Here is a 20,934-nt window from a genome sequence, read left to right as displayed (position 1 = left end):
GTGGAGGTGCCATTATGAGTTTATTTAAAACTTTATTTAGCGAAAAGTGCCCTGAATGTAAGAAAACTTTAGTAACGGATAAAACAGCTTTTATGAATTCAATAGTTAAAAAGTCTTGTCCTGATAATCATTATCAAAAAGAATATCATCCAGCTCTTGAAACGTATGTTGAAAGCAATCATGTTTCTTAAAAAAAATATTAAATGGCAGGAATCATAAATTTTATGGGAACTAAGACTATATCCTCCAACAAAGAATGAGTATACAAAAACATTAGCTATTAATTATATTCCCCAATACCTTACTGTTAAATTTGACAGATGATTTTGCGAAAGATAAAAAGCATGACTCCAAAAATAGGAGGCCTGCTTTTAAAAGTATTTTTGATTAAATAGAAGTTAAATGCTTCCCTTTAATTTATCTTCATTTTTTTAATCTAAAATTTAATCACTTTTTCCTCTTGTTTTGTTTTTAAAAGGATATGTCCGGCATTTTTTGACCATGCAGGCAGATCATTTAATGCACCTTTATCTGTCACATGGATTTCTAATATTTGACCGCTATCCAACTGCTCAATCGCTTTTTTTAGTTTTACAATCGGCATTGGGCAAGATAAACCAGTAACATCAACAACAGCATTCACCGGTATTTCATCAATATCTTCTGTATCTGATTCCCCAGGTTGATTTGTTTTCGCTTCAATAGTTTTGTTTATAACGCTTTTAAATACAGAGGAATACGTTTTAAAACCTCCATCAACATTTTTAACAGTATATCCACTATTTTTTAATATCCTGCTTGCCAGATATCCCCTTAATCCAACTTGACAACTGACAAATATTGTTTGCTCTTTTGGAAGACTGTTTAATCGGTTCCTTAATTCATCTAACGGAATATTCAAGGAACCTTTAATATATCCAAATTCCCGCTCCATTGGCTCGCGAACGTCAATCAATAACCCTCCATCTTTAACAATCTCATCGATTTCATGCCACTGAACCATTTCTAATTCACCTTCAATTATGTTAGAAGCTACATAGCCAGCCATATTAACAGGGTCTTTTGCTGAAGAATATGGGGGAGCATAAGATAATTCTAAATTAGTCAAATCATTCACCTTTAATCCACCTTTTATTGCTGTTGAAATTACGTCAATCCGTTTATCAACACCATCTGCTCCTATAGCTTGTGCACCAAATATTTTTCCTGTTTCTTTATCAAAGATTAATTTTAAAGCAATTGGTGCTGCTCCTGGGTAATACCCTGCATGAGAACTTGGATGAATATGAACAACTTCATATGAAACTCCTAAGCGTTTTAGCGTCTTTTCATTATTGCCAGTTGCGGCAACCGTTAAATCAAATACTTTAACAATGGAAGTTCCCAATGTGCCATGGTACTTCTCCTTTTTTCCCATCATGTTATTTGCCGCAATTCTGCCTTGTCGGTTAGCCGGACCTGCAAGTGGAATCATAGCTTTTTTCCCGCTAATATAATCCACCACCTCAACTGCATCCCCGACAGCATAAATATCCTCATTAGAAGTCTGAAGGTATTCATTTACAACAATTCCTCCACGCTCTCCTAATTCAAGTCCTGCTACCTTAGCTAATTCATTTTCCGGTTTAACACCTATAGAAAGAATGGTCATATCGGCTTCTATTTCTGTTCCATCAGAGAGAATAACTTTCTTTCCCTTATTAGCAAATGCTTGGACCCCTTTTCTAATATTAGATTCACACCTTTTTCTTTTATATTTCCGTGTAAAATACTAGCCATTTCAAAATCAATTGGAGCCATAATTTGCTTTGCCATTTCAATAATCGTTACTTCTATTCCTCTTTCCAACAAGTTTTCAGCCATTTCAATTCCAATAAATCCTCCGCCAATTACAATCGCCTTTTTAGGTTGATTGGTATCAACATATTTTTTTATTTTATCTGTATCTGGAATATTTCTTAATGTAAATAATACCTCATTTTCACTTAATCCTGGAATTGGTGGGACGATTGGTTTAGCCCCTGGTGACAATAGTAACTTGTCATAGGATTCCTCATACTCTTTCCCTGATTGTAAATTCTTAATTGTGACTTTTTTATTTTTGGGATTAATGCTTAATACTTCACTTAAATTCCGAATGTCCAGATTAAATCGATTCGACATTCCTTTAACGGTCTGGACTAATAATTTGCTTCTGTCTTTGATTGTTTCTCCAATGTAATAAGGCAGTCAGCAATTAGCAAATGATATATATTCCCCCCTTTCTATAAGAACAATTTCTACATCTTCACTTATTCTTCTTAACCTTGCTGCAGCTGTTGCTCCACCTGCAACTCCACCTACTATAATGAGTTTCTGTGACATGTTATTCCCTCCAACTATTTTTAATTTAATTCCAATCAATACTCTTGAATATACCCCGATAGGTTTATACCTGTATGGGTATTATAAAATAAAAATTATTTTTGTGAAGGTTATTTGAGTTTCTTTCACAATATCTACACAATTAAATACTTATAATATTGTAAAAATATTCCATTTACTCATTTTTTTAAACGCATTTTTTCTAAAAGATTGTTTTTTTCAATAGAAAAAAACAAGTAGTTGGAAAATAGAGCAGCCGAATACACGTAGACTCCCTCCTGGGGGATTAGCGAGGACAGTCTGAGACTCTGCAGGAGCTTGAGTGAGACAACTGAAAAACCGATGATTAATCCTAAAAATCATCGGTAAATCCCTTTTCTAGTTTTTTGAGTATTACATCCATATATCCCCATATGCGAAAGGGATATTTATCTGCCCCACGCAAAGCGAAGTATTCCGGCTGAGGGCGATAGCAACAAACTTTACGAAAAAAGCCTATTAAAAAAGTTTAAATTCAATGTGGGGAATAACATTAGACCTGATCTAATTACATGGAAACAGGTCTTGAATCATATAGTTTTTCAAGGATTAAAGAAACTTATTAACTCAACTCTTCAACTTTATATACTTTTATTAATACAGCTAATTAAACGGACCTCAATATCTTGTGCAAGTTTTTTGATTTCTTCATTATTTGCTAAGTTAATTAAAGCTGTTGGTCTCGGCATGCCAATTTTAGTTTTTCCCTGGTCGGTATAAACAATCATTTTACATGGCAAGAAATAACCAACTAACAAATTCTCCTTTAACACTCTTTGTGCTTCATGTGGGTTACAAACCTCTAAAACTTTATAGTCAGATTCAAACTCTAGTCCTTTCTCTTGAAGTTTATCTTTTATATCAAACATCCATAATACACCAAACTTTTCTTCTTTTAAATTTTCTTCCAAGCTATAAATTGCCTCACTAATATTTTTACTGGTTTCTACAGTATAATCAAACATTTGTCACACTCCTTAACTTTTAGTATTTATAATGGTGGTGAAATATATATCAGGATATTTTTTAAAATTACTAAAAGCTGAAAAGAAAATATACCCTTATTATCAATACCCAGACTTTTATTAAATAAAAGTGAAAAAAACAATCCACAGATAAAATTGAGTTGAACACCCAATTCTCTTAGAGACAAACATCTATAGAAGAGCGATGTCATAATATGATACAAACAAATTATAGGAGGTAAATCATGCAACCAGAAATAATCACCGGTCTTGATGGTGTAATGAATAAAGGTTATCCCTTTATTAAACATGGACCTTGGAATCAGCTTTTACATTGCCCTGGGAATTCATGTCACGTTCACTATGGGCATGGAACATATCACATTAAACAACTTCCATCTGATCCACATGCATACTATCATTATCTAGGACCACTTGTTCCAAATGTTACCGGCCTTACAACAGCTTTTCATGCTCATTCTAGGGAAAATATTGTGACTTTAATAGAAAAGGCAATAGATGGTGAATATTCAGCCATTTCATGTTATCAGCATTTAATTAATTTAGCTTCTACTCAATATATAAAAGATAAAATCAACGAAATCAGAAAAGATGAAATAAGACATTTTAATAGCTTTTCAAATTTATATACACAATTAACAGGTGAAAAACATAAACCAAAAATTAGTGAAGAATGCCCAAAGAAATATAAACAAGGATTAGATTTTGCGTTTAAAGATGAACAAGAAACAGTCGATTTTTATTTAGAAATTGTATCTAAAACAGATAATCCAAAAATTAAAGAAGAATTTCAAAGAGCAGCACATGATGAACAAAATCATGCAGTTTGGTTCTTATATTTCTTGAAATAAGTTTTTAATTCTAGGTACCAACCTAGTTTTTTTATAAAATTTATTTAAGAATGTGCCTAATGGTCTTATACAAGAAAGAGCATTAATCTTACTCGAGTCAATGCTCAGGTAGTTTAAGTATAATTTCCACAATGTAGTCCTATAAATCCATCAGATTACAGAAATAATATTCTCAAGACTGCATAAAAAAAGGTTGTACAATTTTTAATCAAACAAAATAAGCGTTTAACTCTTATTTTGAGTGATAATTCTTCTTAGCCTTACTTATGTTATAATAAAAGAAACGTCTAATCCCTTATGTATCAAGGTTTTAGACGTTTATCATTAGAAATTATTGTAGCGTTAATATTAATTATGCAAAATATTCTGTTATTTATCTTTTGAACAATCTACATAAATTTCTTTTCTTGCTTCGTGATATAGCCGAGCTTTAGCCTAGCCATGTCAATAAACAGCCTAGTTTATTGACATGGCTAGGCTAAAGCACACGGTAATGAAATAAGGTAATTTATTTATAATAATCTTACCAGGTACTTGAAGTTTATTACCATTGGGGTCATAAAAGTGGAAAAAGGCGGTGACCATTATCTTCTTTTATATCCTCGACCTTTACTTGATTTTCCATTAAGTGTTGATGAAATTCAGATAATTCTGGACTTGTAAAGCGAATTCTAAATTCTTGTTCATTATCAATTGTAAAATGTGCAAATGTTTCATCTTCTGTAGGTACTAAGATAAGTAAGAAAGGTCCTTCATTTACTTTTAAAATTGCAAGTTCCAAGTTCCTCCGTATTGTTTAGTAACTGGAGCCCTAATACATCTCTATACCATGTTGCAGACAGTTCTAAATCCTTTACAGGAATTCTAATATAATGTACTTGTTCAATAAATGATTTACTCATAGCCTTCTCTCCTTTATTTTAATCCGATATATCAAATAGTTTTCTTTCTATATACCTTTTTCCTTCCGATTATTGAATTAGTCGAGTAGAGGAGAACCGTGGTTGCACTATTAATGCACACTGCTCCTCCTAGTCATCATTTACAGAATATAGCTTATCTCTTTTCTTAAATCATAAATATTCACTTTGGTAAACCCCTTCTTCCACTATCTGACTCTATAGTAAAAGCCTTTTACTATAAACAAAATAAGCATTAACTTCTAGATTGTGCGTTAACCCTTTGTATTAAATCCCCCCTGCTCACGTGCAAACATATACCTATTCCTGTTTTCTCATTACTATAAAAACTTTTTAAACTTTGATAATCATATACCCTTGTATAGCACAAAATAAAAATGCAGAGTATTGCAATGTCGAAAAATCTTAAATGGATAGTGGGTTGAGCCAAGCAGGGTCTTGACTTATAGAGCATGCCTATAGAGGCTCCATGCCAAAGCGGAACTCTGTCTGCAATTGAAATTTTGTGTACTTTCTAATTGCAAAATACAATTTACACTGTTTCAAATACTTCATATTCTCATTATAAAAAGGAGTCTGTAACCATTGAAATTAGCATACCGGGTTACAGACTCCTAATAAATATTTTTAAATTCTTTGAACTTAATTCCGATACTTGGGCTAAATTCTGTATTTATTTTGGATTTTAGAGCTCTTATTTTTTATTACCAAATGAACCTATTGCAACCCTACTCCATTATCTACTGCACAGATTAAAATAAGCTTAGCCTCCTATATAAACCGTTTCACATGTTCCAGCTTTCGGCTCGTAAAAACAATGATCTTTATATTGACCTGCAAAAGGTTGACCATACCAAGTTGGAGGACATGGTGCATATGGATTGAAATACCAAAGCGCATATTTTCCTGGGTGCTCTCGCCAATAATCTAAATTTTGTTTTGCTAATTTTTTTTCAGCCGCTCTTGCTCTTTGATAAAATACATTCCCTTTTTGAACAGCTTCAAAAGAATAATTTCCTCCCTGCACTTGAAAAATAACTTGTGAAATGGTTCTTAAATCTTTAAAATCTGTACAATCCGCTTTAAGACGATTAACAATTACATTTCCGACATACAGCATTCCTTGTGGCCCTTCCCCTTCTGCTTCCGCCCTCATCATCCTTGCCATTAGGTCAACGTCTGAGCTTTTGTAGCTTACTCTTGGCATTTTTTTGTCACCCCTAAAATATAGTATGAAAAAGTCTTCGTTAAAAATTTTTAATTTCGAAAATAAGAATGCTTCGTTTGTCATAAAAAGAAAATGAAAAGCATTCTTTTTTATAGTTTTATTCACCGAAATCCCTGTCCGATTACCTAAAATAAAATAAATGTTAGTTTATAAATCGAAATAGAAGGCCATTATCCTTTTTTAACGAAGCACCCTCCTAATAAAAAAACATCTGAATCCTTATGAAACAAGAATTCAGACGTTTTCTACAAAATGTTATAAAGATTTCATTTTTACAATAGGAAAGGTCACCGTAACCTCTGTCCCTTTTCCTTCCTCACTCCAAATGTTAATCGTTCCTTCATATTTTTCGACAATGTTATAACAGATCATTAAGCCTAATCCTGTGCCTTTTGCCTTTAAGGAATAGAAAGGGGTTCCAATCCGCTCTTGTTGCTCCTGGCTCATTCCTGAACCGCTATCGATTATCATCACTACCACTCTATCCTCTTCACCGGTTACTTTTACTCGAATCGTATCTCCATGATGAGAAGCTTCAATCGCATTTTTTAATAAATTTACAAATAATTGCTTAAACTCCATAATATTGCATTGAATTTCGTAATCGTTTTCCATTTCTAGCTCAATATGAATCGTATCAACCATTGCATATGTGTTTAGTAAGTCCATCACTGTATGTAGTGCTGTGTTAACCGATACAACCTCCATCTTTGTTTCAGATGGCTTTGCCAGTGATAAAAAATCAGAAATAACGGTCTCAGCAACTTGTAGCTCATCCAACATCAGCTTGTAGTGCTTTTTGATATGTTCTGGTAATGCTTTATCATTTTCATGTAGTTGAATAAATCCCTTTACTACCGTTATAGGATTGCGAATTTCATGTGCAACAGCTGCCGCAAGCTGCCCAGTTGTTCTCAGCTTCTCAGCTTGCTTCACTTGATCGTAATATAGCTCTTGATTCTTCATCCTTTTTTGGAAAAGAAGGAAAAGGAAAAGGAGCAAAAGCTGTGTCGCCAAGAAATTAATAGCTACTCCAAAGAAATCCAAATAATTGTAAATATGTATACTAGGTGTATCAACCATCATCAAGTAGATAATAATGCTAATAGTAATTGTAATATTACCAATCAATGTGATATAGAACAATCGTATATGCAAAAACAACACTGGAATAACTGGGATAAAACTAATAAGTAATAGCAAAGCAAATCTGTCGGGAAACCGCAAATACATAAAGAAAAAGTATGCAGACATGCATAGAATAATCGCAGCTCGATAATTTACGGAATCTTTTTTTGGAAAGATGATTAATAGAACAGAAATGCTTATAACGAAAATAAATTGCAAAAGGAAAGATAAAGAAATGATTCGATCATCTTCTATGTATATTAATACTAACCCTGCACTCATTAATGTAATAAAAATACCAACAATCATTCGATAAAGCTTTATACTAGGTAGAAATTCATTATCTATCATTAAAAAGTCCTCACAATACTATTGTATCTTACTAAACTATTCAAAAATGTTCCTTAGGTATGTAAAAGTCTATTTTACCCTAATGTTCCTTCTTTTTGTAGTCTAGTTTTCGTTAAAACAAGTTTTTACTGTCTATTTATTGTTAAAATAATGCCGATTTAGATTATCCCCTATCATTATTATCCATTGGCAGCAAAAAAACGTCTACCTTATAGGAGAATAAGGGATAGACGTTTAACACTTCTACCTAATCGACTAATAATCTTTTTTAAGCAGTCTTAAGTTTGTTAATAATAAAGAGATAATTAAAACAAGAATAGCCAACGCCCACCAGAAAGCATTAATTGGATCATCATGTTCAATAATAATTAATCGCACTATGGCTGTGATGCCAATGTAAATGAGATAGCGTAACGGAAAGTGAAACTCAGAGCTAAAATACTTAATAATTAAAGCGATAAATTCAAAATATAAAAAGTAAGTAAGCAGCTCCTCTGTGAATAAATAATAATCTTGTTCATGCTCTGGTACAAAGGCTACATATGTAAAAATATACCACGTCTCCTTTATAAGTAGAAAACTCAAAATCAATCCGATAAGAAACAGGGAAGTATTCAACAGTATTTGTAGAAACATAGGTAGTTGAGAAAAAAACTTTATTTGATTCAATCTTCTATAACTCCTTTTTCAGTGTGTATAACTTAATATGAGCTATTTTTGGATCAAATAACCTGAAAGTAGATATTTTCATTTTTATAGATTGAAACAAACATAAGTATTCCATCCTCACTAAGTTAGCTTAGAACTGTGGTGGAACTGGTTCGCCTGTCGTACTATCAAAGCCAGCTGCTTTCATTTTTGTCTGCTTGCTATTCCAGCCAATTACTAGCATTTGATTCCTATTTGTCACCGTATCCTTGCTTAGCATAAAATTATACCCTTTTGCCCACTCTTTTCCAGGATAAATCGTGCCCATTCCAAGTGCTTTTTTTAGCAATTCAGGGGAATCATAATGAATGTCTTCCAATTTTACAAACTCATTTTTCGATTTAGGAGTATCCCCTTTTCCCGTTAATTCCTGGGCTTTATCTATTTTTCCCTCATGGATGGCCACTAGAAAAAATTTATTCGTGTCTGGTATACCAAAGCTTATATTCCAAAATTTTCTTTTGCCATTACTCCCATCCGAATTTCCAGGCAGATCTAAATCTATGTTAATCGCTTGTAATAACTGCGCTTTTTTATTCCATTTCTGTGCAGACGGATAAGCTAATTCAATTGCTTGTTTTATTGATAATTCTGGCTGATTAACGACCACTGCTGCATCCTCTGCTGCTGAAGAGAAGGAATGAGCAGATACTTTCTCTAACGTACACATTGAACAAAGCAAAACAAAGATAATAAGAACTAGATTTTTCATTTGGATCAGCCCCCTTTTTAAGGATATCATTTCCAAATTTTCTCCCGTTATTCCTATTTCTATAACAATGAAAAATAGTCAGTATGGAAAAATTACCTGTCATTGGATTTTCATTTTTACCCATCCTATTATTGGAGGTGGTAAAGATGAACAATCAAAATCCTGTTGAATATACTGGGAAGGGTCTAGACCAGCGAAATGACCTAACTGGACCCGATGCAGGCAAGGCATCCTATCCAAAACGGCCCAAGCATGTATCAATCCAAGAGCCTAAAAGAAAATAGCTTCAACCCCAGCCCCCTATTCGATTAGGGGGGAACTTACTTAGAAACCAATAAGAAGGTTGTTGCCTATTCAATGGGTCTTACAATCACTCCTTCTTACCCGTGTATTGCTCGATTCTCTCCAATACCCTACGCTTTTGATAAAGCATATTTGCAACTTCTCCAACCTCTTTTATCGCTGCTTTATTCATATAAGCACCAAAAATCATTCCAGCTACAGGAATCATTTGAACCAGCTTTTTCCAGCCAAAATTATCTCGATACGAGGCGAATACCTCTCTCCAGCCTTGTAGCTGCGCAAAGCCTTCATCCTCACGTGCATTTGTCAATTCATTTAAGATCGCTTTTTTTCCAACTATATCAGAAGACGTAAATTGCATACATTTATTCATGAAAATCCGTTCTTCCTTATTAGATGGGTCATAGCCATATGCTAAAGCTACTTCTTGAATAGTCTTTAAGGTAATTCCAAAAATAAGGGGAATATCTACAGCTAGGGTAAAAATCCCACCAAAACCCGTTGTAGCCCCCTGAATTTGCGCATTTTTAGCACGATTTTTAATAAAGGCTTCTGCTGTCTTTTCCATTGAGTCAATAGAAAAGTGTTTTATATCGTCAAGGTTTACATCCCCCTGTAACGATAATTCTTTTTTCACTTTATGTAATGTTCTTTCATTATCCACTAAATATTGCCCGCCGTTGTCAATATAAACTGCTATCTCATCTAGGAGTATATGTATTTTCTCTTGTATGTATTTCGGCGTCCATTTGTCTAACAGCACAAACGGAATCCGCCCTATTTTTTCCCAGAAGAACAACCCTTTTTGGTTTTTCTCCCATTTTTCAATGGTCTTTAATTTTTTTCTAAGCTATTCTTGATTTTCCATTTACACCTCTTATTATCTTTTAAACTAAGTAACATAGGATTATTATCCTTTTCTTAGTGCTTCCTGAATTGCCCAGCTTTGATGTTCATGAAATAAACTTTGAATTGCTTGATTTGGTTCTATCCATTTTAGAAAATGCCCTTCCTCTGTTGGTTCCCCTATTTGTTTAACCATCTTGCACAAATAGAAATACCCTTCACTCAGATAATACGTATATTCATTGGTAGAATAAAAATACCTGCGCGCACTCCCAATAAATGTACCTATTGCAATGTCCATTCCCATTTCTTCTAAGGCTTCTCTTACTAAGCACTCTTGGTGTGTCTCATTCTTTTCTATTCCTCCACCAGGAAGAAAGTAGTTGCCATCACTAGTTTGAATGATGGCAATTTTGTCTTTCTCATCATTAAATATCAAGCAATAAGCAGCAGGTCTTTTTATGTATTCTTTACCTGTTTCTTTTTTGGCAATTGTGATTATTTCCATATAAATCTCCTCTTATAAAAAAATTAATCATCTTTTCCCTACTCCGTAATCACTTCAATGTCCTCATATGTAGGTTCTTCCTTTGTATAAGAAATCCAATAGGTATATGCTCTTGAAAAATCATCTGTAAAATACTCTAAATAGGTTACCGCTTTTGCCGATTCCCCAAGCACTTTTACCTCTTTGACAGCTGCATCCCCCATTGGCATCGTAATAGTAACAGTAGGTCCATCCTCTCTTGCAAATATCATAGAGGTATCAACAGATCCTGTACGATTCTCTGGACCCGCTACCCAACTTAGCTTTCCTTCCTTATTCTCTAAAATAACTAAATCAGGATTATGCGTATTGCCGCTTTCATGCTTGTTTTTAAAAATAACATAAATGAAATCATCTTTTAGGTCATAATCAATAATTTCTTTATTCTTTAATTTATGTTCTGCCATCACATTCGTGATTTGTTCTTCAAGTGATACAGTATCGCCTGATTTTACATCAGACTCTTTCCCTTCATTGGAACAACCAACCAAAGTGAATAAAATAAGAAAGGAAATAAGTAATTTTTTCATAATTAAACAGCTCCTGACATTTTTCTTTTGTTTACGGATTGGAATAGAAAAAGGATTCATTGGAATGGTATTTTCGTTCGGGAAAATGATAAAGCACCCTCGAAAGGATGCATTGTTTTATTAATCTTATGCTTTATATAAAATAACTGCTGCATAGATTTCCTGTTCCGTTAAAGGTTCATTGTTCACCGCAAACTTAACATCTATTATTTCATGATTTTCCAATTCCTTTAATGCTTTATTCAAATTAAGCTCGAAATTTTTATAGGACTCCGAAACCACTTTAGATTGGATCATATTAATCCCTCTTTCTTCTTATTATTTATGAAACAATCTTTTTTAATTATTTCTTATATCCATAGGCAAATTACTATCCTGTCTAATAATAAACCCCACAATCTTTCCATTTTCCGAGAAATTCGCTTGGCCCTTCACCTCATATTTTTCTACCTCACGAAATTCCTTAGGTACGGTAAACGTTTCGTTCAATACCGTTTCAAGTATTCTACTGTTTTTTCCTCTGAGTCATTTTCAGCCGAACACCCCACTACCATTGACAGCATAGCAATGAATAAAATGGTAGTATATTTTTTTACAAATTTATTTAATTTACTCACCCCTTTCTAAAGAAATACGTTTGAATAATTAAAAAGTTTCAATTAGGGATGAAAAAAGGTCAGTACGAAAAATCAGTGGAGGCTGATTTTTCGTACTGACCTATAAATAACACATTTAAAAGGTTTATTTTTCTGTCTACTCACTCTAGAAAATAGTAATCTGTTTTAATATGACTTTTTCTTTGACAATTTCCTTTCATACCATTTCAGCAGACCGGAATTTCTTTGTTTACACTCATCATCTTTAAATTACCATACCTTAATTTCTTTGTTTGAAAAAAATTGTTTATTATTACCATATATTATTATATGATAAATATAGGGTTCATAATAAAAAACAACCATGTTTGTCTTTTTAAGGAGATGCCAGTAGAATCTAACAGTAAACCTTCGTAAAGTTTTTTACACCAACCCTTCGTTTTAACGAACGATTTTACCATCATGAAATATTTGAATCAATAAAAATGCTACAGATTTAAACAGTTCAGACATATGGGAACAAAAAGCGAATAAGGTCCTTTCCCACTTTTTATTACCATTTCGCTGGTGCGTTGGTGTTACGAGATAAGAATTAAACCTTCAGATTCCTATCCATATTTCAGAGTCTGAAACACTAGATAGCTATTATCTTCTATTCTAAAAACGACTGACAAAAGTGGGACAAGCTATATCGTTCTTGACCTAAGCCAAATCAAAAAAAGTCCTGCTTGCGAAGAGTTCTGCCGCCTATACTCCCGCTACTCTTCACAGTTATGAACAGACAATCACGACCCAAACAAACAAGAAAGTCTGGTCAAGCACATGGCAGCCTACAGCAGCAACAAGTGATCTACTATTTAATCAGCGACATCACCGTCACTTTCTCGTTACCGAATATTTGCTCACTATCGACTATAAGCACATATGGTTAATGGGTTCGTGCAGATTAGGGGATGTTAAATAAATTCAAAGAGGTGTATTATGGAATTCTTTGCAAACATAGGTATTTTTCTTTTAATGTATGTATTAATTTATGGAATCTATCACATTATTAAAAAAGTAAAAAATAAAGAACGTAGACTAACAAGAAATCGTTTCTATATTCCACTAATTTTAGGTATCGTCTTTTTCTCAATTGGCGCACCATCTTTAGACTCTGGTTTACAACAGGAATATGACAAAGTAGTCGAACAAAACAAAAAAATGACTACTGAGTTAGGTATCGTAAAATCACAAGTAGAAGAATTAGATGAAAAATACAAGAATTTAGAGAAGGATTATAGCGAATTAAAAGCTACTAAAGATGATTCTTCAGCAAAATTAACAGAAGCTCAAGATAAAAGTAAAAAATTAGAAGAAACAAACAAAGAATTAGAAGCAAAAATTACCGATTTAGAAGATAAAAATAAATCTCTAGATGAGCAACTCAATGATTTAAAGCAAGCAACCGCAAGTAATACTGGATCATCAAGCAGTAATAATTCATCAAAACCACAATCTAGCAATACTAATACATCTACTAATACAGCAAAGTCATCAACAACAAACAATTCTTCATCAAAGCAGTCATCTAGTAGTACTGGAACGTCCACAAGCACAGCAAGTACGACTGAAAATTTTGCTAACTGTACTGAATTAAGAAAAGTTTATCCGAATGGAGTTGATTCCTCCCATCCAGCTTATCAAGCTAAAATGGATAGAGATAAGGATAATTTTGCTTGTGAAAGATAAAATCAAAAAAGTGAGGGGGTTTAGAGGGTAAGTAACATCCCCCTAAACCCCCTCTACATCACACGCTTGAACATTTTTTCCATTTCATAAGTAGAATAATTTCACCTTGTCAAAGCTTGTCCATTTTTAACCGTTTCATATACCTTCTTACCATTTCCTTTAAAAACTTGAACTTCTACTGTTTTAGTTTTACCATTTGTTTTTATTCTTGTAGTAGGATAGATATTTATAGCTCCACCATAGGGAGGATTATTATTTTTTTCAGCTTCTTCTATTGCAGGCGCTTTATCAGGTGATTCTGAATCAGAATCAAAATCGATAATTGGTTCATCATCAAAATCATCAATATTTTCAGGTTCATCTTCTAAGGTTTCAACTGGTACTGTTTCTAGTTCGTCTATATTGATATCTTCGTAAGTCTCCAAATCTGGCTCAAGGTATTCATACTGTTCTTCTGTAACAGGATCGCTTGGATCTTTTGGGTATATATTTATATTTGGTGCAGCGTTAATATTTGCTTCGCTTAATGTACTAAAAATTAATAGAATTGGTAATAATACTGTTGCTATTTTTAAAATATATTTTTTCACAACTCTTCTCCTTTTTAATAAATTGGTATATTATTGTAACAAGTCAGAATATTTACCTAAATTACATAATATATTATTTTTTTCAAAAATAAACATTTATTCGAAAGGAATGTTAAAATTATGAATATTCTGAAATCTATGGAGTAGTTATACTCTAAATAATTTAACAAGCGAAGATATAGATAAAGCAGAAAAGCATTTTCGAAATCATACTTATCACTAAACTTATCAAGCAGATCCTGCAAGCGATTTTCCCTCTCCTTGTTATTCTTCATAACATATAAATAAGGAGCCATACGAATAATAACGCAAATGGCCCCTGGGTAAGAAAATATTTTGTTAGCTCCATTTCCATGGTTTCACCTCCTTAAAGGTAATAAAAAAGAACCCATGTTATAGGACTCATTAAATTAATATATGATATTGTGTTAAAAAACAAATTCGATAGAATACTCTTTTTCTATGTCTAAAAGCAACAAAATAACTTCACTCATTGATATTAACCCAAGGTACCTTGATTAAACAATTTTCTCCCTTGGAGACTTGAATTAATTTCTTTAGCTCTCCATTTAGCAATATATTTGGGTTCATTACCTATAAAGTGAAATGAACCGCCATGAGCACATGCATTTCTAACATGTTTAAAAAACTGCCACAATTCCCCTCGATTATCAACTTGTTTTTCTTTTGTTAGTTCATAAGCAGTTATGATTAACATTTTAGTACTTTCTAAAAAAAATTCAACTATATTTTCTCCACTTTCCAATTGATCTTTTACTATATAGTTAATGTCAAAATTTGCAAAAATGTTTCTTTTAAATAAAGTACCTGTTTATGAATAATGCTCTAAAAGCTTCTCCTTTCTATCTACTGATGTGTCCATATTAATTAAAAATTCTAAAACTACCTTATCTTCACCATTCTCGTGACTTAGATTCCTTGTTAAAGCCTCAGAAATACCATGGTGACTTAACAATACATTTGATATTAAGGGATAAAAAGTGCTTTTTTTCAAATCAGATAAAGTATACATAAAAAAACCTCCTATAAAAAGATTCACTAATACCCCATTATACTCCTTTATCATTTTTGAAATTGCTACCGCACAATAGTATCCACTTCTATGATATATCCATAAACCGCTATATATCAACTTTTCTATACATTTATAAAGAGTAGTAAATACTACTGTGACGTAAATATTTAATAACCTTTCCACCTATAAAAAATTTGTTGAATGGTGTTAATTCATGGATATTTTTCTACTGTAAAGTAAAAAATAACTATACTTTCCATTAAAAAAGGGTGAATTGTTTGAATACAGATCAAATAGAAAATTTAAACCAACTTAAAAATACACAAGAAAATCTTTCAAATAATTGGGATCACTATTGGTCAACTTACTCTAATATTGATACTTGGCAATTTTGGATTAATTTTTTACTTTTTATAGTTCCACTAATCATTCTTTATTTTAAAATAGATAAAAAGAAAGCATTTCATTTAGGATTCTATGGTTATAGTATTCATATGTTATCAACATATATTGACGGATATGCAACCAGACATGGACTCTGGGAATATCCATATAAGTTAACCTCTATACTCCCAATCAATTTTGGGCTGGATACTTCATTAATCCCAGTAGTGTATATATTTGTTTATCAATGGACACTTAATCATAAAAAGAATTATTATACCTACGCATTATTAACAAGTGTTTTTTTCGCTTTCATATTTAAGCCAATACTCGCATCACAGGATCTTATTAGATTATCCAATAAATCAATTTACTTTTATCTTTTCCTTTTCTATTTTTTAGGATCTTTAATTGCGAAATGGATTACTAATGTATTTATTCATTTTGAGAAGAAAAGTAAAGAAGTATAGGTCCACTAATAATATATTGTAGAGAAAAATAGTAAAGCACCTGTTTATTCCGAGTGCTTCTGTATACACACTAACGAACAATAGTATCCACTACTATGGTATATCCCTAAACCGCTATATATCAGCATTTTTAGCTATTTGTACAGAGTAATAAATACAACTATGCATTAATTGCATAAGAAAAAGCCAACAGCTGCTAATGTTGGCTTTTTCTTGATTACTTATCTGAAAGTTCACTTTCTGTTACCCATTTATGATTTGTTACTTTTTCTCCACCTGTAGTCGGAGTATAGTCCACCACATAAACAGTAGTTTTTTCCGCTGATTCAATTTCAGCTGTTGCGCCTTTCATCCCTTCCATATGATCTGCCTCTAATGTTACTTCTGTTCCTGATGCAATTTCTTCTGTTCCAGCATCTTTTATTTCTTCTTGGATTACCCATTTATGGTTAGTTACCATTTCTCCTCCTGTGGTTGGAGTATAGGAAACAACATAGGCAATGGTATCATAGGCACCTACAATCGTTGCTTCAGCACCTTTCATTCCTTCCATGTGGTCAGCTTTAATAATTGCTTTGCTACCCACTTTATAAACAGGATTTTCCGCCACTTTTAATCCTTCAGGAATCTCACCTGAACCAGTATGGTTCATCTCTTCATGATTCATTGTTTCCTTGCTACTGCTATTCGCATTATTATCTTCTTGACTAGTATCATTTGCACAAGCAGATAAACCAAGAATTGCAATAATACTTAGAATGAATAACTTAATTTTCATTTTAATTAAGCACCTCTGTTTCTATAAATTTTTCCACCTTAAATATATAGACATCTTAACGTAAAAATAAACTATAGAACAAATATTAACCTAGTAGTTAAATGAAACATCCTATTTCGAGTGCTTCTGTTTCCGATATTCCTCCATCATTTTTTCTTCTTCGATAAAGTTTTTCATTTGGATATTAATCCGCGTTGAGATTTTAATACCTTTCTTACCAGCATACTTTGCAAACTCATCGTACACACCCTCTTCGAGAGTGATATTGTGTCTGGGTGTTGCCAATAGTACCACCTCCATTTAGATGATACTATTGTCTAATATTTAAATATATTCATCAATATACATTTATACACACTAATGCACAGTAGTTTCCTTTTGTACTGCATCCTTATTGTTATTATCTTCCTAATAATAAAAAGCTAAAAAATTTACTTTTTCTAATATAGATAGAAATAGATAAGGTTGCAAATAATGTTATTATTGTCGCTAATCCTACAACCAAAATACCAATGCCTAAATTTGTGTAACATACTGTGTTCCAACAATACCTATAAAATAAAATTGGATTGCATATATCTCCATTGTATATCTCCCAAGCCAAACAAATCTTTCGAAAAGTTTTAACTTCTTTATTGCTTGAATAATAGCAAAGCATACTGCAATACCAGAAAAAGCAATCAAATACCTATATAACATATCAATTGCTAATATTTCTACCCCATTTAGACCTTGTAAATATTTAAAAAAATCAAGATCTAATAACCTCTTATATTGAGTTTAATAGTATAGGAAATATATTAATGAAATTTGAATTACAATGTTAAGATACTTCACAAAAACATCTTTATACTTTGAGACTAAAAACACTGTAATAAAAAATGGGAAATACCATTTTAGCAATTGAAGTCCCGAAATCGTAAAGTGTATTATCATTATACATAATGAAATGAAATAACAAATACCAGCCATCCATTCCATTTTCTGTACTGCCATAAATAAAGCTGTTGAACTTGAGTTACTGCCACATAATAATTTTCTAAATATGAAAGTTCAAAAGGAAAATGAAATAGAAAAGAGAAACTATTTAACTAGGGATGAAGTCAATACTTTTATTAGAACAGCTAAAAAAGGCAGGCCTCATCACTACTTGATTGTATCCTTCTTATTAAGAACAGGTCTTCGAAAAGGTGAACTATTAGCATTAAAATGGCAGTACATTAATTTTGAAAAAAAACTTATTGTCATTTCGAAGTCTAGAAATGATAAAAAAGTCAAAAAACCTAAGACGTCTTCTAGCTTCCGAACAATTCCTATAGGGGATAAGCTTATTAAAGATTTATTAGCGTATAAAGATTGGCAAAAACAGAATAATGAGAGATACGGGGAGAAATACATTGATCAGGATTATGTCATTACAACGTGGAGTGGAAGACCACTAGGTCCATATGGTATCAACAAAGTACTCAAAAGCATTATTGATAAAACAGATCTTCCTATAATTAGTCCACACGGCTTACGTCATACACATTCTATTATGATGCTCGAGAGTGGTAATGATATTAAGGTTGTTAGTGAAAGACTTGGACATTCAGCACTTAATGTCACCTCTGATGTATATTTACATATAACCAAGAAGCACGAGTTGGAAAGTGTTAACCGATTAGAATAGTATCTAGAAGGAGATGAAGAAGATGAGGAATGAAAAATTGTGGGGGCAAAATGGGGGCAATGAACATTTTCACCCCCTCATAACCCCTGTAAATCCAGCTACATCACGCGTTTAAACATCTTCTCCATTTCATAAGTAGAATAATGCACAATTATCGGTCTACCATGCGGACATGTAAATGGATCGGAAGTAGTTCGAAGTTCGTCTAATAAACTTTGAATCTCGTCATTTCTTAAATGACGGTTGGCTTTAATGGAGCCTTTGCAGCTCATCATGATGGCTGCTTCTTCTCTTAATAGTTTAATGTCTACTTTTCTCATGGAGAGAACTTGTTCGATCATTTCTTCGATTGTTTCTTTTTCTTCTCCTTTTGGGAACCATTGTGGATGGGAGCGAACTAGGTAGCTTTGCTGGCCAAATGGTTCGAGAAATACGCCTACTTTTTCTAATTCGGCTTTATTTTCTTCTATTTTCATCCACTCATCAAGGGAATAATCTAATGTTAATGGGATGAGCATTTCCTGTAATTCATTATGCACTTCTCCAACTTTTTCCCGGAAAAATTCGTATTTGATTCGTTCTTGGGCTGCGTGCTGGTCAATGATATATAGTCCTCTTTCGTTTTGTGCAAATATATAAGTTCCGTGCATTTGCCCAATTGGATAAAGGGGTGGAACTCTGGGACCTTCCACGACGTCGGCTATTTCTTCCTCTTCCCAAGTTTCCTCTATCTCTTCTACTGGTGTAGGTGAAATGAAATTACTTCCTTTCTCTCCAAAGAAAAAGGCTGTGGTATCTGTTATTGTTGAATCTTCTCCACTTTCTCCAGCTTGCCAACTACTTGGTGCTTCTTCTATTGACTCGTTCCAAGTTGGCTTTTCCTCTTGCTCTACTGTTGGAATCGAAAAAGTTGGTTCTGGTTTTGGAGCAGATACTGGCATTGCTGGCTCACGCACCGTGTCAAAGCTAAATGCTGCTTGCTCTTCTTTTGGTGCAGGCTTTTTCTCACGAATTAGTCCTGCTGGAATGAGCTCTTTTTTCTTAAAGGCTGCTTTAATAGTAGTACTTACAAGCTCATACAGCTCTTGTTCTTTACTAAAGCGCACTTCCATTTTCGATGGATGGACATTGACATCGACTAGAATCGGATCCATTTCCACATTTAAGAGAACAATTGGATATCTTCCAATCGGCAGCAATGTGTGATAGCCTTCCTGAATACTACGTACAAGAGAATAGTTTTTAATAAAGCGTCCATTAATCATCGTGGAAATATAGTTACGTGACGCTCGCGTAATTTCTGGTAGCGCCATATAGCCACTTAATTTAAAATCAAGAGTGCTTGCTGAAATTGGAATCATTTTTTTAGCAATAGTTAAGCCATAAATGCTCGCAAGAACTTGTCTTACATCCCCATTGCCATTCGTATGAAGGAGCTTGCGATCATTATGAACTAGGCGAAAGCTAATATCAGGATGCGCAAGGGCAAGTCGATTGACGATATCGGTAATATTGCCAAGCTCTGTATGAATTGACTTCATATATTTCAATCTTGCTGGCGTGTTAAAGAACAAATCGCTAACAATAATCTCTGTACCTCTTCTTCCAGGTGCGCCTTCCTGTTTCACTAAATGACCGCCTTTGAGTTCGATCGTTGTCCCCTTTTCCCCAGTGGAAGTTGTTAAGGTAACTTGGGAGACAGAGGCAATACTCGGTAGTGCCTCTCCTCTGAAGCCAAGGGTACGAATTCGAAATAAGTCATTTTCATCTTTAATTTTACTAGTCGCATGTCTGGAAAAAGCAGTTAAGACATCCTCTTCGTCAATTCCTAGTCCATTATCAAGAATGCGGATGCTTTGCAAACCAGCCTCTTCGATAAAAATTTCAATCGAAGTACTTTTTGCGTCAATACTATTTTCTACTAACTCTTTTACAACAGAGGCTGGCCGCTCAACAACTTCACCTGCAGCAATTTTATTCGAGAGTGCATCATCCAGTTGAATAATCTTTGCCATTGCTTCTCCTCTTTTCTTTCTTACTTTTATTCAGATTAAGTGGGCAGTTTATGCGTTAGATTGAACTGTGGTTTTCACTTTGCGTATGAAACCCACTTTTGCTGGAATTCCTCTGGTTTTTGGCTTTCATCTTGCTGATGAACGCCACT

The 20,934-nt window shown here is 33.3% G+C and carries 21 protein-coding genes and 4 pseudogenes; 5 read left to right on the top strand and 20 right to left on the bottom strand.

Annotated elements, in window-relative coordinates; genetic code table 11:
• The first annotated feature begins 14 nt into the window (after positions 1-14).
• Positions 15-191 (top strand): hypothetical protein, encoded by a 177-nt coding sequence (locus NYE52_RS09485; RefSeq protein ID WP_016203420.1) that lies wholly within the window; start codon positions 15-17, stop codon positions 189-191.
• Positions 192-436: 245 nt separating this feature from the next.
• Here NYE52_RS09485 and NYE52_RS09480 read toward each other — a convergent pair whose 3' ends face one another.
• The 4 genes and pseudogenes from NYE52_RS09480 to NYE52_RS09465 all read right to left on the bottom strand — a co-directional run bounded on the left by NYE52_RS09480 (position 437) and on the right by NYE52_RS09465 (position 3,368).
• Positions 437-604, bottom strand: coding sequence for a sulfurtransferase TusA family protein (locus tag NYE52_RS09480; protein WP_341195148.1), 168 nt, complete (start codon positions 602-604; stop codon positions 437-439).
• A gap of 189 nt (positions 605-793) precedes the next feature.
• Positions 794-2,163: pseudogene (locus NYE52_RS09475) on the bottom strand (FAD-dependent oxidoreductase); the annotation flags it as partial.
• A 66-nt stretch (positions 2,164-2,229) separates the two neighbouring features.
• Positions 2,230-2,364 carry an NAD(P)-binding protein gene (locus NYE52_RS09470; RefSeq protein WP_341192840.1) on the bottom strand — a complete coding sequence of 45 codons (135 nt, stop codon included), beginning with the start codon at positions 2,362-2,364 and terminating at the stop codon, positions 2,230-2,232.
• A 620-nt stretch (positions 2,365-2,984) separates the two neighbouring features.
• Positions 2,985-3,368, bottom strand: a complete 384-nt coding sequence (locus NYE52_RS09465; protein WP_031534647.1) for a DUF302 domain-containing protein — start codon at positions 3,366-3,368, stop codon at positions 2,985-2,987.
• 491 nt (positions 3,369-3,859) lie between these two features.
• On the opposite strand from NYE52_RS09465, the gene NYE52_RS09460 reads away from it, so the two are divergent.
• Complete coding sequence (locus NYE52_RS09460; protein ID WP_341195147.1) at positions 3,860-4,240, top strand: ferritin-like domain-containing protein; 381 nt, start codon at positions 3,860-3,862, stop codon at positions 4,238-4,240.
• Between the two features lie 531 nt (positions 4,241-4,771).
• Here the strand turns inward: NYE52_RS09460 and NYE52_RS09455 are convergent.
• The 9 genes and pseudogenes from NYE52_RS09455 to NYE52_RS09415 form a co-directional block, all read right to left on the bottom strand.
• A pseudogene (locus NYE52_RS09455) lies at positions 4,772-5,142 on the bottom strand (VOC family protein); the annotation flags it as partial.
• 781 nt (positions 5,143-5,923) lie between these two features.
• Complete coding sequence (locus tag NYE52_RS09450) at positions 5,924-6,367, bottom strand: cell wall hydrolase (protein ID WP_341192839.1); 444 nt, start codon at positions 6,365-6,367, stop codon at positions 5,924-5,926.
• A 276-nt stretch (positions 6,368-6,643) separates the two neighbouring features.
• Positions 6,644-7,867: a sensor histidine kinase gene (locus NYE52_RS09445; RefSeq protein ID WP_341192838.1), complete on the bottom strand. Its 1,224-nt coding sequence runs from the start codon at positions 7,865-7,867 to the stop codon at positions 6,644-6,646.
• 255 nt (positions 7,868-8,122) lie between these two features.
• Entirely contained in the window at positions 8,123-8,536 is a 414-nt protein-coding gene (gene psiE / locus NYE52_RS09440) for a phosphate-starvation-inducible protein PsiE (protein WP_341192837.1), read from the bottom strand.
• Between the two features lie 130 nt (positions 8,537-8,666).
• On the bottom strand, positions 8,667-9,287 hold the full coding sequence (locus NYE52_RS09435; protein WP_341192836.1) for a hypothetical protein: 621 nt from the start codon (positions 9,285-9,287) through the stop codon (positions 8,667-8,669).
• A 370-nt stretch (positions 9,288-9,657) separates the two neighbouring features.
• Positions 9,658-10,422, bottom strand: a pseudogene (locus NYE52_RS09430) (EcsC family protein); the annotation flags it as partial.
• Positions 10,423-10,500: 78 nt separating this feature from the next.
• A complete protein-coding gene (locus tag NYE52_RS09425) occupies positions 10,501-10,944 on the bottom strand; it encodes an NUDIX hydrolase (RefSeq protein ID WP_341192835.1) in 444 nt (147 codons plus the stop codon).
• A 38-nt stretch (positions 10,945-10,982) separates the two neighbouring features.
• Positions 10,983-11,513 carry a hypothetical protein gene (locus NYE52_RS09420; protein WP_341192834.1) on the bottom strand — a complete coding sequence of 177 codons (531 nt, stop codon included), beginning with the start codon at positions 11,511-11,513 and terminating at the stop codon, positions 10,983-10,985.
• A 126-nt stretch (positions 11,514-11,639) separates the two neighbouring features.
• Entirely contained in the window at positions 11,640-11,810 is a 171-nt protein-coding gene (locus tag NYE52_RS09415) for a sporulation protein Cse60 (RefSeq protein WP_341192833.1), read from the bottom strand.
• 1,280 nt (positions 11,811-13,090) lie between these two features.
• On the opposite strand from NYE52_RS09415, the gene NYE52_RS24710 reads away from it, so the two are divergent.
• Positions 13,091-13,840 carry an excalibur calcium-binding domain-containing protein gene (locus NYE52_RS24710; protein ID WP_445669101.1) on the top strand — a complete coding sequence of 250 codons (750 nt, stop codon included), beginning with the start codon at positions 13,091-13,093 and terminating at the stop codon, positions 13,838-13,840.
• Between the two features lie 101 nt (positions 13,841-13,941).
• On the opposite strand, the gene NYE52_RS09405 is transcribed toward NYE52_RS24710, so the two are convergent.
• From NYE52_RS09405 to NYE52_RS09390, 4 genes and pseudogenes are all read right to left on the bottom strand, one after another.
• A complete protein-coding gene (locus tag NYE52_RS09405) occupies positions 13,942-14,430 on the bottom strand; it encodes a hypothetical protein (protein WP_341192832.1) in 489 nt (162 codons plus the stop codon).
• 206 nt (positions 14,431-14,636) lie between these two features.
• A pseudogene (locus tag NYE52_RS09400) lies at positions 14,637-14,785 on the bottom strand (BhlA/UviB family holin-like peptide); the annotation flags it as partial.
• A 144-nt stretch (positions 14,786-14,929) separates the two neighbouring features.
• Positions 14,930-15,196 (bottom strand): hypothetical protein, encoded by a 267-nt coding sequence (locus tag NYE52_RS09395; protein ID WP_341192831.1) that lies wholly within the window; start codon positions 15,194-15,196, stop codon positions 14,930-14,932.
• 66 nt (positions 15,197-15,262) lie between these two features.
• On the bottom strand, positions 15,263-15,463 hold the full coding sequence (locus NYE52_RS09390) for a hypothetical protein (RefSeq protein ID WP_341192830.1): 201 nt from the start codon (positions 15,461-15,463) through the stop codon (positions 15,263-15,265).
• 281 nt (positions 15,464-15,744) lie between these two features.
• Here NYE52_RS09390 and NYE52_RS09385 point away from each other — a divergent pair, with 281 nt between their 5' ends.
• Positions 15,745-16,320: a CBO0543 family protein gene (locus tag NYE52_RS09385; protein WP_341192829.1), complete on the top strand. Its 576-nt coding sequence runs from the start codon at positions 15,745-15,747 to the stop codon at positions 16,318-16,320.
• A gap of 217 nt (positions 16,321-16,537) precedes the next feature.
• Here the strand turns inward: NYE52_RS09385 and NYE52_RS09380 are convergent, their stop codons facing one another.
• Together NYE52_RS09380 and NYE52_RS09375 are read right to left on the bottom strand one after the other, a co-directional pair.
• Entirely contained in the window at positions 16,538-17,098 is a 561-nt protein-coding gene (locus NYE52_RS09380; RefSeq protein ID WP_341192828.1) for a YdhK family protein, read from the bottom strand.
• Between the two features lie 111 nt (positions 17,099-17,209).
• The gene (locus tag NYE52_RS09375; RefSeq protein WP_445669100.1) at positions 17,210-17,383 is read right to left on the bottom strand and encodes a hypothetical protein; all 174 of its coding nucleotides are present in this window, start codon (positions 17,381-17,383) and stop codon (positions 17,210-17,212) included.
• Positions 17,384-18,143: 760 nt separating this feature from the next.
• On the opposite strand from NYE52_RS09375, the gene NYE52_RS09370 reads away from it, so the two are divergent.
• A complete protein-coding gene (locus NYE52_RS09370; protein WP_341192827.1) occupies positions 18,144-18,770 on the top strand; it encodes a site-specific integrase in 627 nt (208 codons plus the stop codon).
• 98 nt (positions 18,771-18,868) lie between these two features.
• On the opposite strand, the gene mutL is transcribed toward NYE52_RS09370, so the two are convergent.
• Positions 18,869-20,785 (bottom strand): DNA mismatch repair endonuclease MutL, encoded by a 1,917-nt coding sequence (gene mutL / locus NYE52_RS09365; protein WP_341192826.1) that lies wholly within the window; start codon positions 20,783-20,785, stop codon positions 18,869-18,871.
• Positions 20,786-20,934 lie beyond the last annotated feature (149 nt).

The sequence above is a fragment of the Niallia sp. FSL W8-0635 genome, from assembly GCF_038007965.1.
Lineage (GTDB): Bacteria > Bacillota > Bacilli > Bacillales > Cytobacillaceae > Niallia.
Note: the sequence above shows the minus strand (reverse complement) of the source record. Positions and strands in the feature narration are given on the sequence as shown.

What these genes read in the sequence shown, in the direction of transcription:
- NYE52_RS24710 (WP_445669101.1), top strand. Translation starts at nt 13,091, where the DNA reads ATGGAATTCTTTGCAAACATAGGTATTTTTCTTTTAATGTATGTATTA.
- NYE52_RS09450 (WP_341192839.1), bottom strand. Translation starts at nt 6,367, where the DNA reads ATGCCAAGAGTAAGCTACAAAAGCTCAGACGTTGACCTAATGGCAAGG.
- NYE52_RS09370 (WP_341192827.1), top strand. Translation starts at nt 18,144, where the DNA reads ATGAAAGTTCAAAAGGAAAATGAAATAGAAAAGAGAAACTATTTAACT.
- NYE52_RS09390 (WP_341192830.1), bottom strand. Translation starts at nt 15,463, where the DNA reads ATGTATACTTTATCTGATTTGAAAAAAAGCACTTTTTATCCCTTAATA.
- NYE52_RS09435 (WP_341192836.1), bottom strand. Translation starts at nt 9,287, where the DNA reads ATGAAAAATCTAGTTCTTATTATCTTTGTTTTGCTTTGTTCAATGTGT.
- NYE52_RS09465 (WP_031534647.1), bottom strand. Translation starts at nt 3,368, where the DNA reads ATGTTTGATTATACTGTAGAAACCAGTAAAAATATTAGTGAGGCAATT.
- NYE52_RS09425 (WP_341192835.1), bottom strand. Translation starts at nt 10,944, where the DNA reads ATGGAAATAATCACAATTGCCAAAAAAGAAACAGGTAAAGAATACATA.
- NYE52_RS09415 (WP_341192833.1), bottom strand. Translation starts at nt 11,810, where the DNA reads ATGATCCAATCTAAAGTGGTTTCGGAGTCCTATAAAAATTTCGAGCTT.
- mutL (WP_341192826.1), bottom strand. Translation starts at nt 20,785, where the DNA reads ATGGCAAAGATTATTCAACTGGATGATGCACTCTCGAATAAAATTGCT.
- NYE52_RS09380 (WP_341192828.1), bottom strand. Translation starts at nt 17,098, where the DNA reads ATGAAAATTAAGTTATTCATTCTAAGTATTATTGCAATTCTTGGTTTA.
- NYE52_RS09480 (WP_341195148.1), bottom strand. Translation starts at nt 604, where the DNA reads ATGCCGATTGTAAAACTAAAAAAAGCGATTGAGCAGTTGGATAGCGGT.
- NYE52_RS09470 (WP_341192840.1), bottom strand. Translation starts at nt 2,364, where the DNA reads ATGTCACAGAAACTCATTATAGTAGGTGGAGTTGCAGGTGGAGCAACA.
- NYE52_RS09420 (WP_341192834.1), bottom strand. Translation starts at nt 11,513, where the DNA reads ATGAAAAAATTACTTATTTCCTTTCTTATTTTATTCACTTTGGTTGGT.
- NYE52_RS09485 (WP_016203420.1), top strand. Translation starts at nt 15, where the DNA reads ATGAGTTTATTTAAAACTTTATTTAGCGAAAAGTGCCCTGAATGTAAG.
- NYE52_RS09445 (WP_341192838.1), bottom strand. Translation starts at nt 7,867, where the DNA reads ATGATAGATAATGAATTTCTACCTAGTATAAAGCTTTATCGAATGATT.